This is a genomic window from Pseudomonas sp. DWP2-2 (genome assembly GCF_049897065.1).
Taxonomy (GTDB): Bacteria; Pseudomonadota; Gammaproteobacteria; order Pseudomonadales; family Pseudomonadaceae; genus Aquipseudomonas; species Aquipseudomonas paracarnis.
The window spans coordinates 285,579-299,758 of record NZ_JAFCVN010000004.1 but is presented as its reverse complement, the minus strand read 5'-3'; the positions used below and the strand labels follow the sequence as shown (position 1 = coordinate 299,758).

At 61.8% G+C, this 14,180-nt stretch carries 15 protein-coding genes; 10 read left to right on the top strand and 5 right to left on the bottom strand.

Annotation, left to right across the window (positions count from 1 at the left end):
• The first annotated feature begins 58 nt into the window (after positions 1-58).
• From ACP7CZ_RS11745 to ACP7CZ_RS11735, 3 genes are all read left to right on the top strand, one after another.
• Positions 59-1,000, top strand: coding sequence for an ornithine cyclodeaminase family protein (locus ACP7CZ_RS11745; RefSeq protein WP_294204461.1), 942 nt, complete (start codon positions 59-61; stop codon positions 998-1,000).
• A 117-nt stretch (positions 1,001-1,117) separates the two neighbouring features.
• A complete protein-coding gene (locus ACP7CZ_RS11740; RefSeq protein ID WP_072448524.1) occupies positions 1,118-2,251 on the top strand; it encodes an NAD(P)/FAD-dependent oxidoreductase in 1,134 nt (377 codons plus the stop codon).
• Positions 2,251-2,877 carry a helix-turn-helix transcriptional regulator gene (locus ACP7CZ_RS11735; RefSeq protein ID WP_161906660.1) on the top strand — a complete coding sequence of 209 codons (627 nt, stop codon included), beginning with the start codon at positions 2,251-2,253 and terminating at the stop codon, positions 2,875-2,877. Before ACP7CZ_RS11740 ends, ACP7CZ_RS11735 begins: the two co-directional genes overlap by 1 nt.
• 124 nt (positions 2,878-3,001) lie before the next feature.
• Here ACP7CZ_RS11735 and ACP7CZ_RS11730 read toward each other — a convergent pair whose 3' ends face one another.
• Together ACP7CZ_RS11730 and ACP7CZ_RS11725 are read right to left on the bottom strand one after the other, a co-directional pair.
• Complete coding sequence (locus ACP7CZ_RS11730) at positions 3,002-3,778, bottom strand: ABC transporter substrate-binding protein (RefSeq protein WP_057978047.1); 777 nt, start codon at positions 3,776-3,778, stop codon at positions 3,002-3,004.
• Between the two features lie 174 nt (positions 3,779-3,952).
• The gene (locus ACP7CZ_RS11725; protein ID WP_236279701.1) at positions 3,953-5,452 is read right to left on the bottom strand and encodes a CoA-acylating methylmalonate-semialdehyde dehydrogenase; all 1,500 of its coding nucleotides are present in this window, start codon (positions 5,450-5,452) and stop codon (positions 3,953-3,955) included.
• A 108-nt stretch (positions 5,453-5,560) separates the two neighbouring features.
• On the opposite strand from ACP7CZ_RS11725, the gene ACP7CZ_RS11720 reads away from it, so the two are divergent.
• The 4 genes from ACP7CZ_RS11720 to ACP7CZ_RS11705 all read left to right on the top strand — a co-directional run bounded on the left by ACP7CZ_RS11720 (position 5,561) and on the right by ACP7CZ_RS11705 (position 10,835).
• Positions 5,561-6,502 carry a LysR family transcriptional regulator gene (locus tag ACP7CZ_RS11720; RefSeq protein WP_057978049.1) on the top strand — a complete coding sequence of 314 codons (942 nt, stop codon included), beginning with the start codon at positions 5,561-5,563 and terminating at the stop codon, positions 6,500-6,502.
• 280 nt (positions 6,503-6,782) lie between these two features.
• A complete protein-coding gene (locus tag ACP7CZ_RS11715) occupies positions 6,783-7,241 on the top strand; it encodes a (2Fe-2S)-binding protein (protein WP_014718046.1) in 459 nt (152 codons plus the stop codon).
• Positions 7,241-9,478, top strand: coding sequence for a xanthine dehydrogenase family protein molybdopterin-binding subunit (locus tag ACP7CZ_RS11710; RefSeq protein WP_294204470.1), 2,238 nt, complete (start codon positions 7,241-7,243; stop codon positions 9,476-9,478). Before ACP7CZ_RS11715 ends, ACP7CZ_RS11710 begins: the two co-directional genes overlap by 1 nt.
• A gap of 16 nt (positions 9,479-9,494) precedes the next feature.
• Complete coding sequence (locus tag ACP7CZ_RS11705) at positions 9,495-10,835, top strand: c-type cytochrome (RefSeq protein WP_054895690.1); 1,341 nt, start codon at positions 9,495-9,497, stop codon at positions 10,833-10,835.
• Positions 10,836-11,038: 203 nt separating this feature from the next.
• Here the strand turns inward: ACP7CZ_RS11705 and ACP7CZ_RS11700 are convergent, their stop codons facing one another.
• Together ACP7CZ_RS11700 and ACP7CZ_RS11695 are read right to left on the bottom strand one after the other, a co-directional pair.
• The gene (locus tag ACP7CZ_RS11700) at positions 11,039-11,188 is read right to left on the bottom strand and encodes a hypothetical protein (protein ID WP_003190489.1); all 150 of its coding nucleotides are present in this window, start codon (positions 11,186-11,188) and stop codon (positions 11,039-11,041) included.
• 135 nt (positions 11,189-11,323) lie between these two features.
• Positions 11,324-11,767, bottom strand: a complete 444-nt coding sequence (locus tag ACP7CZ_RS11695; protein ID WP_014718042.1) for a DUF421 domain-containing protein — start codon at positions 11,765-11,767, stop codon at positions 11,324-11,326.
• A 234-nt stretch (positions 11,768-12,001) separates the two neighbouring features.
• Here ACP7CZ_RS11695 and ACP7CZ_RS11690 point away from each other — a divergent pair, with 234 nt between their 5' ends.
• A complete protein-coding gene (locus ACP7CZ_RS11690; RefSeq protein ID WP_294204474.1) occupies positions 12,002-12,238 on the top strand; it encodes a hypothetical protein in 237 nt (78 codons plus the stop codon).
• Positions 12,239-12,247: 9 nt separating this feature from the next.
• Here the strand turns inward: ACP7CZ_RS11690 and ACP7CZ_RS11685 are convergent, their stop codons facing one another.
• Positions 12,248-13,081 (bottom strand): DNA/RNA non-specific endonuclease, encoded by an 834-nt coding sequence (locus tag ACP7CZ_RS11685; RefSeq protein WP_198791170.1) that lies wholly within the window; start codon positions 13,079-13,081, stop codon positions 12,248-12,250.
• Positions 13,082-13,348: 267 nt separating this feature from the next.
• Between ACP7CZ_RS11685 and ACP7CZ_RS11680 the strand changes: the two genes are divergently transcribed.
• Together ACP7CZ_RS11680 and ACP7CZ_RS11675 are read left to right on the top strand one after the other, a co-directional pair.
• Positions 13,349-13,804: a GNAT family N-acetyltransferase gene (locus tag ACP7CZ_RS11680; RefSeq protein ID WP_034127108.1), complete on the top strand. Its 456-nt coding sequence runs from the start codon at positions 13,349-13,351 to the stop codon at positions 13,802-13,804.
• Positions 13,805-13,827: 23 nt separating this feature from the next.
• Complete coding sequence (locus ACP7CZ_RS11675) at positions 13,828-14,154, top strand: hypothetical protein (protein ID WP_106117608.1); 327 nt, start codon at positions 13,828-13,830, stop codon at positions 14,152-14,154.
• Positions 14,155-14,180: the final 26 nt, after the last annotated feature.

The following is a 14,180-nucleotide window of genomic DNA, read 5'->3' as shown; positions in this document are numbered from 1 at the left end:
TATTGCGGATAAAAACTAAAAGTCCATAATGGACAAATTAGTTTATCCGGAGAACCCCATGTCCACGACGCCCCTCGTCATCGACCAGGCCCAGGCCCGTACTTTATTGGCTCAAGTCGATGTACCCGCGATCCTGCGCAAACTGTTCCGCGACCTCGCCGCCGGGCAAGCGGTACAGCCGGCGCAACAGCTGGTGGAATTTCCTCAAGGCGCCGGGGATTTCATCAACTACCTGGGCGTACTGGCCGGAGACGGCGTGTACGGGGTCAAGACCTCCCCCTATATCGTGCGTGATCAGGGCCCTTTGGTGACGGCCTGGACCTTATTGATGTCGATGCACAGCGGCCAGCCATTGCTGTTGTGCGATGCCGCTGAATTGACCACTGCACGCACCGCCGCCGCCACGGCTTTGGCAGTGGATGCGCTGGCACCGGCGGCGGCGCTACGCCTGGCGATCATCGGCAGCGGCAAGGTCGCCCAGGCGCACCTGCGTTATGTGCAGAACCTGCGCGACTGGCAGCAGATCCGCCTGTACTCGCCAAGCCTGGGCAGCGCCAGCGCCGAGACGCGTGCGCAGTTGACCAGCCTGGACCCGCGCCTGAGCCTCGTCTCAAGTTGTGAGGCCGCCCTGGAAGACGCGGATGTGATCCTGCTGTGCACCTCGTCCGCCGGGCCGGTCATCGACCCCTCGCGCCTGAGCAAACCCGCGCTGATTACCTCCATCAGCACCAATGCGCCACGTGCCCATGAAGTACCGCCACATTGCCTCAACCAGATGCACGTGTTCTGCGACTACCGCCAGACCACTCCGGATTCGGCCGGTGAGATGCTGATCGCCAGCGAACAGCACGGCTGGGACAAACGCACGATTGTCGGCGACCTGCCCGAGTTGTTCAGCGACATGGCCCAGCGCCCCGACTACGATCGTCACGTCTTTTTCCGCTCCATCGGCCTGGGCCTGGAAGACATCGCCCTGGCCAATGCCCTGTATCGACTGTAGGAGCGAGCTTGCTCGCCAAGACCTCACAGGCACTGCGGTCACACAGAATCGGCGCGTTATCGTCAACGTTTTTCGCGAGCACGCACGCGCCTACAATGCTTATTTCAGGAGATCTCCATGAGCCAGGCAGACTTCATCATTATCGGCGGCGGCATTGCCGGCGCGTCCACCGGGTTCTGGTTGTCGCAGCACGGCAAGGTGTTGGTGCTTGAGCGTGAAAACCACCCGGCCTATCACTCCACCGGGCGTTCGGCAGCGCTCTACACCGCCGCGTACGGCACCCCGCAAGTACGCGCGCTGACCTTGGCCAGCCGGGCCTTCTTCGACCAGCCACCCGCAGGCTTCTGCGAACATCCCCTGCTGACGCCCCGGGGCGAAATGACCGTTGATTTCAACGGTGACCCGGCCGAACTAGACAGCCAGTACCTGAGCGCCAAGGCGACCGTAGAGCAGGTGCAGCGCCTGACGGTCGATGAAGCCTGTGCACGCTTGCCGATCCTGCGCCGTGAAAAAGTCCACGGGGCAATCTACGACCCTACCGCCTGTGACATCGACACCGACGCCCTGCATCAAGGCTACCTGCGCGGTATCCGCCGCAACCAGGGCGAAGTGCGCACCGACAGCCATGTGCTGGGCTTGAGCCGCGACGCCGACGGCCTGTGGCAGGTGCGCACCCAGGATGCGACCTTCACCGCGCCGGTCATCATCAACGCCGCCGGTGCCTGGGCCGACCATATCGGCGGGCTGGCGGGCGCAGCGTCCATCGGCTTGCAGCCCAAGCGCCGCTCGGCCTTTGTCTTTGCCGGCCCCGAGGGCATGGACAGCCACGACTGGCCGATGCTGGTAGCCCTCGACGAAGCGTTCTACATGAAACCGGATGCCGGCATGTTCCTCGGCTCACCGGCCAACGCCGACCCGGTAGAACCCCAGGATGTGCAACCCGAAGAGCTGGATATTGCCATGGGCATTTACCAGATCGAGGAAGCCACCACCCTGACCATCCGCCGCCCCACGCGCACCTGGGCCGGGCTGCGCAGTTTTGTGCAGGACGGTGATTTGCTGTCGGGCTTTGACCCGCAAGTACCGGGGCTGTTCTGGGTGGCAGCGCAAGGCGGCTATGGTATCCAGACCTCACCCGCCATGGGCCAGGCAAGCGCCGCTCTGGTGCGCGGCGAACCGCTGCCGGAGGCACTGACCCGGTTCGGCCTGGACGCTGGTATGCTCTCACCGGTCCGCCTGGAGCCCCATTGATGAACACCGCTGAACAAGACAAGGTCATGCAGAACTTTCGCGCGATTGCCGATGCAATCGCTACGTTGTTCTTTCCCCATGCAGAAGTGGTGCTGCATGACCTGCGCACGCAAACCGTGGATTACATCGCCAATAACCTGTCCAAACGCAGCCTGGGTGACGACTCGTCCCTGGAGGACATGCTCGACGGCGACGTCAGCGAGGTGAATATCGGCCCTTACGAAAAGCTCAACTGGGACGGCCAGAAAATCCGCAGCCTGAGCACCGTGCTGCACGACCACAAAGGGCGCAGGCTGGCTGTGTTGTGCATCAACCTGAATATTTCAATGTTCGAAACGGCCAAGGCGGCGCTGGATTTATTCCTGTCGCCAAGCAAGCTGATCGCACAGCCGGACGCGCTGTTCCGTGATGACTGGCAGGAACGCATCAACACCTTCCTGCATGCCTGGCTGCGCGAGCGTCAGTTGAGCCTGAACCTGTTGACCCGCGACCACAAACGCGAACTGGTGCTGGCGCTGCATGCTGAGGGAGCCTTCAAGGGCAAGAGCGCCTCCAACTATGTGGCCAATGTGCTGGGCATGGGGCGGGCGACGGTCTACAAGCATTTGAAGGAATTGAAGGCCTGATCAGTTGTAGGAGCGAGCTTGCTCGCGAAGAACTTTAACGATAACGCGTGCATTCTGGGTAAACGCGGTGCCTGAGAGTTCTTCGCGAGCAAGCTCGCTCCTACAAGAGTTCGATCCGCTAGAATCAGTCGCCGTAGATATCGGCCTTGAAGTACTGCTGTGAAATCTTCTGGTATTCGCCGCTGGCGCGAATGCCGTCGATGGCCGCATTCAATTCGCTGACCAACTCGCCATTACCCTTGCGTACTGCGATGCCGGCCCCCTCACCCACGTATTTCGGGTCTTTGAGCTCCGGGCCGACAAAGGCATAACCCTGCCCGCGCGGCATCGACAGGAAGTCGCTCAGGGGAATGGTGTCGGCAAAGATCGCATCCAGGCGCCCCGCTGCCAGGTCCATGTAGATTTCTTCGTTATTGCTGTAGCGCTTGACGTTGATGCCCTTGGGCTCAAACACCTCGGTGGCATACCGGTCGGTAGTCGTTGCGCGCTGTACACCAACGTTCTTGCCCTTGAGGCTGGCGTACTGGTCATCCACCACGGCGCCGTCCTTCATCACCAGGCGCGACGAGGTGAAGTAGTACTTGTGGGTGAAATCCACCGACTTCTTGCGGTCTTCGTTGATGGTCATGGACGACAACGCCATGTCGATCTTCTTGACCTTGAGGGACGGAATCAGCCCGTCGAACTCCCCTTCGATCCACACGCACTTGACCTTCATTTGCGTACACAGGGCGTTGCCAATGTCGTAGTCGAACCCCACGATCTTGCCGTCACCGGTTTTGGAGGCGAACGGTGGGTAAGCGGCCTCAATGCCAATACGCAGGGTTTTCTCGGCGGCCAGCAGGTGGCTGGCGGCAAACAGGCTCAGGGCCAGGGCGGGAAGGAGATGGCGTTTCTTCATGGAGGGGTTCTCGCAAGTTGTTGTTGGTTTGGCAAGAGTGAAGAAAAACGTGGAGCGGCTATTTTGTACTTATAATTCCATACTGGACTTTTATGTGTTCAACCGTCAACAGGCAAAAAAAATGTGGGAGGGCTTGAGCCTTCCCACATCAGATCCTGCAGCACAGCTTGAACGTTACTTGGACACCGGCATCGCAAACTCCGCACCCTGCTCGATGCTCTCCGACCAGCGCTGCATGATCGACTTCTGCTTGGTGTAGAAGCGCACGCCCTCGGTGCCGTAGGCATGCATGTCACCGAACAGGCTCTTCTTCCAGCCACCAAACCCGTGCCAGGCCATGGGCACCGGGATCGGCACGTTGATACCGACCATGCCCACCTCGATACGCCGCGCAAACTCACGAGCAATGTTGCCATCGCGAGTGAAGCAACTGACGCCGTTGCCAAACTCGTGGTCGTTGACCAGCTTCACCGCTTCGGCAAAGTCGTTGACGCGCACACAGGCCAACACCGGGCCGAAGATTTCTTCGCGGTAGATGCTCATGTCCTGGGTCACGTGGTCGAACAAGGTCGCGCCGAGCCAGAAGCCGTTTTCCAGGCCGGGTTCGGTGGGCACGTAGTCACGGCCATCGAGCAGCAACTGCGCGCCGGCTTGCACACCCTGCTCAATGTAGCCACTGATGCGTTCCAGCGCGGCCCGCGACACGATCGGGCCCATCTCGGCTTTGAGATCGCGACCATCGGTGATGCGCAGCAGCTTGGCGCGTTCGGTCAAGGCGGCGATGACTTTGTCACCCACGTCGCCTACCAGCACCGCCACCGAGATCGCCATGCAGCGCTCGCCGGCACTGCCGTAGGCGGCGCCCATCAGCGCGTCCACGGTGCGTTCGATATCGGCGTCGGGCATCACCACCATATGGTTTTTCGCCCCGCCCAGGCCTTGCACGCGCTTGCCGTTGCGGGCGCCGCTCTCGTAGATGTATTGGGCAATCGGCGTGGAGCCGACGAAGCTCACAGCCTTGACGTCCGGGTGTTCGATCAGCGCGTCCACTGACTCTTTATCCCCCTGCACCACGTTGAACACGCCTTTGGGCAGGCCGGCTTCATGCAGCAACTCGGCCATGAACAGCGACGCGCTTGGGTCAGTCGGGCTGGGCTTGAGGATAAAGGTGTTACCCGCCGCAATGGCAATGGGGTACATCCACATCGGTACCATCACCGGGAAGTTGAACGGCGTCACGCCGGCGACCACGCCCAACGGCTGGCGCATCGTCCAGTTGTCCATGCCACGGGAGACCTGGTCGGAGTGTTCGCCCTTGAGCAGGTTGGGAATGCCGCAGGCAAATTCGAGAATGTCGATGCCACGGTCAACTTCGCCCTGGGCATCGGTGAATACCTTGCCGTGCTCGGCGACGATGATGCGCGCCAGGTCGTCCTTGCGTTCGCGCAGCAGGTGCAGGTATTGGAACAACACCCGGGCGCGACGGATCGGCGGGGTGTCGGCCCAGCCGGCAAACGCAGCCTGGGCGGCGGCGACGGCTTCGGCCACGGTATGGCGGCTGGCCAGGGCCACACGGGCGGTGACTTCACCGGTGGCCGGGTTGTAGACGTCCTGATAACGGTCATCGCGGCTGACGCGCTGGTCGTTGATGTAGTGCTCGATGGTTGCAGTCATGGCAGTCGATCCAGGTGGGTAGCGTTGGTCCACACGATAGGCTTTCACTTTGTTCCGAACCAGAGCAGAATCCAGAACTTATTGTCCTCATATGCGAACAATACCCCCATGGAAAAGGCTGAGATCGAAGGGCTGTGGACCCACATTCACTGGCTGTCTGTGCTGGAGGAACAAGGCACCTACACCGCCGCCGCCGCGCGCCTGGGGGTGAGCAAGTCAGCGGTGAGCCAGCGCATTTCCGACTTGGAAAAGGCCACGGGTACCCGGCTGGTGACGCGCACCACCCGCAGCGTGCGGCTGACCGATGCAGGGCTGTCATTGGCCCGCGAAGTGCGCAGCGCCTACGCGCAGATCGCCCGCAGTTTTTCCTCGGTGCGCGACTCGGTCGGGGAAATACGCGGGCTGGTGCGCCTGACCGCCCCCGTGGCCTTCGCCCGGCAACAACTGGTGCCGCACCTGTCCGGCTTTTTGCAGCAGTACCCCCAGGTGCGTATTCAACTGGACGTCTCCGATGCCTTGAGCTCACTGGCCGCCGAGGGTTACGACCTGGCGGTGCGCCACGGCTTCCAGGTGCCCGAAACCCACGTGGCGTGGAAACTGTGCGACACCAACTCGGTACTGGTCGCCACCCATGATTACCTGCAACACCACGGTGAACCCCGCGAGCCGGGCGACCTGTCGGCCCACAACTGCCTGTTTTACCCACGCGGCACCGACCAGCCCGCCTGGACCTTCGAACGCGGCAGCCAACCCCTCGAGCGCCTCACCGTGCCCATCGCCGGCAGCTTCGCCACCAATAACAGCGAAGCCTTGCGCGACGCCGCACTCAACCACCTGGGCATCGCCCTGCTCCCGGACTTCAGCGCCCAGGCGGCGCTGGCCGCTGGCAAAGTGGTGCAGGTATTGAAGGACTGGACACTCAAAGGCGCGTTTGCCGATGAGATTTACCTCATTCGGCCCTACTCGCCCCATGTGCCCAAATCGGTGACCGTATTGGTAGGGTATTTGAAGGAAAAGCTGTCAGGCGGGTTTCAATTTGGTGGCTGCTGATGAAGGCTCTTGTAGGAGCGAGCTTGCTCGCGAAAAAACCGAGAACCCCGCGTTAAACCTGATAGCGCGCGTTATCGTTGGCGATCTTCGCGAGCAAGCTCGCTCCTACAGAGGACAGTGACCCAATCCTGTTGAATTCTTGCCTGATCCTCTGAACTTGAGGGCAATCGGATAGATAGCCCTTGCGCGTTGGTCTAGAGTTCGACGATGGGCGACTTCCAGTCGCACCGCTCCTATAAGAACTCAGCACCACCAACCGATGATCAGCAGGTGAGCCCGCATGGAATTACGTATCAACCAAAAGGCCTATCAGGTCGATGCCGAAGCCGACACCCCGTTATTGTGGGTGATCCGTGACAACCTGGGCATGACCGGCACCAAATACGGCTGCGGCCTGGCCCAGTGCGGCGCCTGTTCGGTGCTGGTGGACGGCAACGTGGTGCGCGCCTGCGTGACGCCCGTGGCCGGCGTGGTCGGTCGCGAGATCACCACCATCGAGGCCGTGGAGGCCGATGACGTGGGCAAGCGTGTGGTGGCGGCCTGGGTCGAACATCAAGTAGCGCAATGCGGTTACTGCCAGTCCGGGCAGGTGATGGCGGCCACCGCGCTGCTCAAACATACCCCCGCGCCGACCAAGGCGCAGATCGACGCGGCGATGGTCAACCTCTGCCGTTGCGGCACCTACAACGCGATCCATGCCGCCATGGATGCCTTGGCCGCCGGGAAGGAGACCGCCTGATGAACACCACCGAGATCATTCCCGGCGTTACCCTGGGCGAACCGATCAACCTGTCCCGTCGCCGCTTCCTGGCCAGCACCGCGGTGGGCGCGCTGGTGATCGGCTTCGGCTTGCCGCTGGGCACCTCCCGCGTGCAAGCCGCGACCGGCGCGGCCGCTGAGCGTGGAACCCAGGTACCCGCCTTTCTGGAGATTCGCCCAGACGGCAGCGTGCGCCTGCTAAGCCCCTTCATGGAAGGCGGCCAAGGTACCCACACCGCCATGGCGCAGATCGTCGGTGAAGAATTGGATGCCGACCCGGCCACGTTCATCGTCGAAGCGGCCCCGCCCGGCGAAGCCTACGTGGTGATGGAAAATGGCATGCGCATCACCGGCGGCAGCATGTCGGTGCGCATGAGCTACCCGACCATGCGGCGCCTCGGCGCCCTCGCCCGCGCGATGCTGATGCAGGCCGGCGCCGAGCAACTGCGCGTACCCCTCAGCGAGCTGACCACACAGCCCGGTCGCGTGGTGCACGCCGCTTCCGGTCGCTCCCTGGGCTACGGCGAATTGGCAGGTGCCGCCCTGGATATGCCGGTGCCCGACCCGGCCAGCATCACCCTGCGCGACCCGAGCCAGTTCCGCTGGATCGGCAAGCCGGTCAAGCGCCTGGATGCCTATGACAAATCCACCGGCAAGTCGCAGTACACCATCGACCTGAAAATCGACGGCATGCTCCATGCCGCCGTCCAGCATGCGCCACGCCTGGGCATGACCGTGGGCAGCCTGCGCAACCAGGCGCAGGTGCAAGCCATGAAAGGCGTGCATTCGGTTCACACCCTGCCCGGCGCCGTAGCTGTGGTAGCTGAACGTTGGTGGCATGCCAAGCGGGCCGTCGAAGCCATCCAGGTGGAGTGGCTTGAAGCCGCCGCCGACTCCACCGTGCGGGCCATGCCAGCGGATTTCTCCAGCGACAAGTACCGCGACTTCCTCGCCGCCCAGCAGGGCCCGGCCCGCGATGACGAAAACGAAGGCGATGTGGCCGGTGCACTGGCCAGCGCCAAGACCCGCGTCGAAGCCACCTACCACAACCAGTACCTCAACCATGCCCAGTTGGAACCGCCTTCAGCCCTGGCACGCTTTAACCCCGACGGCACACTGGAGGTGTGGCTGCCTAACCAGGCGCCGGATATGTTCCGTGCCGACATTGCCAAGCGCACCGGTCTGAGCATTGAGCAAGTCACCCTGCACTCGCCGCTGCTGGGCGGCTTTTTCGGCCGGCATTTCCTGTATGACTCGGCAAATCCTTACCCGCAAGCCATCGCGTTGGCAAAGGCGGTGGGCCGGCCGATCAAGCTGATCTGGAGCCGTGAAGAAGAATTCGTGCGCGATGTATTGCGTCCGGTCGCCGTGGTCAAGTTCCGCGCCGCGCTGGATGACAAAGGCCTGCCCGTAGCCATCGAAGCGGTGAGCGCCACCGAAGGCCCCACCGAAGCCATCGCCGGCAAACAGGGCGACGCCATCGACCCTACTGCCCTGGAAGGGTTGTCGGGCAAGAGCTACGCGATACCCAACAAACGCATCGCGCAGATTTACGTCAAAGGCCCGGCCATGCTCGGTTATTGGCGCTCGGTGGGTAACTCGCTCAATGACTTTTTCTACGAAGCCTTCCTGGACGAACTGGCCGACAAAGGCGGCCATGATCCCTATGAACTGCGCCTGCACCTGCTGCGCGACAACCCGCGCCTGACCACCCTGCTGCAAGCGGCCGCCGAGCTGTCTGGCGGTTGGAAGCGTGGGCCCTACACCGCCGAAGACGGCACCCGCCGTGCACGCGGCGTAGCCATGGCCTCGCCGTTTGGCTCCCATGCAGCGGTGGTGGCCGAGGTGTCGATCGAGAACGGCCAGGTCAAGGTTCATCACATCTGGGAAGCGATTGACCCGGGCAGCATCGTCAACCCGGCGATTGTGCAAGCGCAAGTCAACGGTGCCGTGGCCTTGGGACTGTCGCAAACCTTGTTGGAGGAAGCGGTATACGTGGATGGCAAGCCAAGGGCGCGCAACTACGACCTTTATCCGGTGCTGCCGCCTTCGCGTATGGCGCAGGTACACGTGAAGATCGTCGAAAGCGGAGAAAAAATGGGCGGTATCGGCGAACCGCCGTTGCCGGCTGTGGCCCCGGCCGTGGCGAATGCCGTGGCGCAGCTGACCGGCCAACGCATCCGCAGTCTGCCTTTGAGCCGTTACACCTTCAGCTAACCGACAGGGAATGCCCATGAATAACCGCCGATTCGCAAGAACCGCAGGGTGGCTGGTGCTGCCCTGCGTGGTCGCCGCCGGCCTGCTGGCCTGGTACGTCACCCGCGAGCCTGCCTCGCCTTTTGAACAGCAACAGGCCACGAGTTTCGACCCCGCCTTGGTCAGTCGCGGCGAATACGTCGCGCGAGTGAGTGACTGCGTGGCCTGCCATAGCCTGGCCGGCAAGCAGCCATTCGCTGGTGGCCTGGAAATGGCCACACCGCTGGGGGCGATCCACGCCACCAACATCACCCCCGACCGCGAGCATGGTATCGGCACCTATAGCCTGGCCGACTTCGACCGCGCCGTACGCCACGGCGTAGCACCGGGTGGGCGACGACTCTATCCGGCCATGCCCTACCCGTCTTATGTGAAGCTCAGCGACGATGACATCCAGGCGCTGTACGCGTTTTTCATGAAAGGCGTGCAACCGGCCAACCAGCCTAATATCCCCAGCGACATTCCCTGGCCGCTCAACCTGCGTTGGCCCATCGCCCTGTGGAACGGTGTGTTTGCACCGACCGCGACCTATGCCGCCAAGCCCGGCCAGGACGCACTGTGGAACCGGGGCGCCTATATCGTCCAAGGCCCCGGCCACTGCGGCAGTTGCCACACGCCACGGGGGCTGGCGTTCAACGAAAAGGCCCTGGACGAATCCGGCGCGCCGTTCCTGGCCGGTGCCCTGCTCGACGGCTGGTACGCCCCCAGCCTGCGCCAGGACCACAACACCGGCCTGGGGCGCTGGAGTGAGGAACAGATCGTGCAGTTCCTCAAGACCGGTCGCAACCAGCATGCCGTGGTCTATGGCTCGATGACCGAAGCCTTCAACAACTCCACGCAGTTCATGCAGGACGATGACCTGGCCGCGATCGCTCGCTACCTCAAGTCACTGCCCGGCGACCCCCAGCGTGACGGCAGCCCCTGGCAATATCAGCCGGTAACGGCGCGCTCGGATGTCCCCGGTGCTCACACGTACGCCACCCGCTGCGCCTCCTGCCATGGGCTCGACGGCAAAGGCCAGCCCGACTGGATGCCGCCTCTGGCCGGCGCTACCTCGGCCCTGGCCAAGGAAGATGCGTCCGCGATCAACATCACGCTCAATGGCTCACAGCGCGTGATCACCGCCGGCCTGCCGGACGCCTACCGCATGCCAGCGTTCCGGGAGCAATTGTCCGACTCGGAAATCGCCGACGTGCTGAGCTACGTGCGCGGTACCTGGGGCAACCACGGCGGTGCGGTCGATGCGAAGGCCGTGGGCAAGTTGCGTGGGCATACCGACCCGGCGAGCAGTAGCCCGATCATCCTGCATATGCGCTGATCGGTCGCGATCAACTGTGGGAGCTGGCCATGCATTGCCCACAAAATCAGCGCCTGGCACAGGTCCGCTGTGGGAGCGGGCTTGCCCGCGAAGGCGGACGGTCAGTCACTGCATCGTTAACTGAACCACCGCTATCGCAGGCAAGCCAGCTCCCACATTCGGCAATGAGCATCAATGATATAAGCGGCGGCTGGCAGGCCGCTCTATTTGCTCTCGTCCGCCTTGCCTTCCTGCATCTGCACCGACGACTGGGTGCCACTGTTGTTGTCTTTAGTGGCGTTGTCGGCGTTGTCAAAACAGCCGTGCAGCATGAATGCGCTGCACAGACCCAGGCACATATAGAGCTTCTTCATGAGGGTTCACCTGCTGGCGAGTGAGTGATATCCGCGTGACGACAGCAACATTCGTCCGCCCATAATCTATCTGTCTGGAACAGGCGCGCTAGCGTTCAAAAAATAGCCCCTTGGCTGACGAATGGGCGCCGCGTGTTATTCAAACGGGATCACCGAAATCTTGCCGTTGCGCTCAAGAATCGCAAAGCGGATCTGCTTGAGTTCGACAAGCCCTTGGGTGGACCGGGCCGCCTCAAGAATGTCGCCCTCGTCCAGGCGCGCATGCTTGAGCCTTTTATGCAGCACCTGGCCTTGCTCGACCAGCACCGTCGGCCCGCCATCGAGCACCCGTGCGAACCAGGCTGAACGCTGCTTGGCCAGCGAGAAGCCAATGTCGATGGCAATGAGGGTGGCGATGACCAGCACGGCGTTGGTCATCGAGAAATCTTCGCCCAGCAACGCCTGTTGGGTGGCTTCGCCGATGACCATCAACAACACCAGGTCAAAGGTGGTGAGCTCGGCCAGCGTGCGCCTGCCGGCAACTTTGAACAGCACCAGCAGCACCAGGTAAATCGCCACAGCCCGCAGTACAGAGTCCATGGTTGCCCCTCGGAACAGTGAATGGGAAACGACCGATTCATACGGATTAGGTGAGCACCGTGCCGCTCAGGTTCATTCTTTCGACGCGTCCCGGCCACCATCTAAAAAGATGATGGTTCCAGCGCCGCTGAATCGGTGAAATGATCGAAATTTCGGCAGCAACCCAGTTGATACCCGGGCGCTGGCAGCGGGTCACAGCTATATATCGATCACGCTGAAGAAGGAATCCCTGTCATGAACGACTCACAACGCGCCTGGGAACTGGCCATGGTGCTGATTGCCAACGGCCGGATCCCCTTCGACCCCGCTAACCCGAGCGGTTCGGTGAAAATCCTGAACAAGCATTTGCAAGCGCTGGAAGCAGCGCTGCATCAACAGGCAAACACCGGCACGCCGCTCACAGAGATCAGCACCCGTGAGCGCCTGGGCAAGAACAACAGCCGCAGGCCCTCGTTGGTGTGTGCCGAATAGGCGTCAGACTCAGGTTCGGCTACAGCCGATCCGGCTCGGCAACTGGCCCTGCCTGGCCTTCAGCGTGGCTTGCATCGCTTGCGGCAAGGTGCTCCAGAACGTCAGCCCCGAGCGCTCTTCGATGTGATCCACGGTGACCTGGTAATCGCAGAAGTCTGCGCCCTTGGGGGTTTCCTGGTTCATCACGAATGAGGCGTACAGGCCCGTTTCCGGCGAACTGCCGACCACGATGATTTTCCAATAGCCGCTGGGGATGGTGTGCACTTTGTTCGTACCTGGCAACGAGCCAACAAAATGCTCATACAGCGGCCCGGTGGCCACATACACCTGATCGACGCCTGGCTCCTTGCTGAGAGTGCGCTCCTGGTCTTCCAGGCGCGCCCACGGCCCCTGGTTGAGTTCGGCTTTTTGCGGCGTGATGTTCGACAGGTAGTTGAGGGTTTGCCAATCGGCCACCCCCGCCATTGACGCGAGGTTGGCCTGATGCCCACGGTCGATTTTGAGCGCGACGTTGGCGCCGTTGTAATCCACCGGGTCCAGGGTTTCCCCGGCTGGAATATCCGGGTCGGTGCGCCAGTCACGGGAACGCCCGCTGGCCGCGCTGGCCTTGGTGATCTTGTAGGACACCCAATTGGCAAACTTGGTCGAACCGTTGTTGTTCAACGTGTAGGCCTGGCGGTTCAACGTCACTGGGCTGCCGCCGGTGGGGCAACCAACCGCGCAGTTATCGAACTGCAAGGGTGGCGCAGGGAGGACGGCGGACTGGCGTGTGGGCGTGGTACAGGCGGCCATCAACGGGATCAACGAAAACGCCAGGTACTTGAGCGATGTGCTTCCTTGCATGGTGTTACTCCTTGGGATGAATCTGTTAAAAGACTGAATGGCCTCGGCCGATGCGCTTCCTGCGCAAGTCGAGATAACCATTGGAACACATAAACATTTCTAAACAACGACTGCAATCAGGCCAACAAACGTAACCCCTTCGCGCCCCATAACTGTGCTATCCATAACGCCGCCCTCTAGCGGGCGATAGCATCGCGTCATCAATGCACAAGGGACTGTCATCAAGCACGTGGGGGCAAATGTTTAAACAGAGGATGCTCCACGACCATGGCTGAATACCTTCTGCCTCCCGCTGCTCCACACTGGCTGATCCGCCAAGCCATCCCCGACGATGTGCATGCCTTGGTCGCACTGGATGCCTACGCAACCGAGCATGCCAGCCGTCGTGTGTTTATCTATGATGCCGTGGTTCGCCAGCAATGCCTGGTAGCCGCCAACGCTAACGTGTGCGCCGGCTACCTGGTGCTCACCCACGATTTTTTCAACCATGGGTTTATAGCGCTGGTGGTGGTTTCACCGCTGTACCAACGCCAAGGCGTCGCCCTTCGTCTGCTGGCAGCGGCCGAAGCGGCCTGCAAGACGCCCAAGCTGTTCGCGTCGACCAATGCCTCCAACGGCGCGTCCCAGGCCCTGCTGACGAAAGCCGGCTTTATTCCCAGCGGGCAGATCGAGAATCTGGACGATAACGACCCTGAACGTGTGTACGTCAGGTTCATTCGCTGACGATACCTTTTGTAGGAGCGAGCTTGCTCGCGAAACACTCACAGGCGCCGCGCTTATTCAGGGAGCGCGCGTTATCGTTGAGGTTTTTCGCGAGCAAGCTCGCTCCTACAGAAAGCAGAACGCCATCTGCGCTACGCAGGAACCTTTTCTCGAATGCACAATCTGTGGTTCACCCTTTTGAACCGATCGAGACCCTGCGCATGCTTGTGAAAAAAGCCGTCCTCTGCCTGGCACTGCTAAGTGCCGGCTTCATCGCAGGCTATGCGGCCAAACCCACCCCGCAGCTGCAAGTCACCGCTGGCCAACTGATGGAGTGCGGCGAACTCATGATCCCGACGCTTGGGATGTGAGCCGCGCATACCCAGGTAAAAGCCGT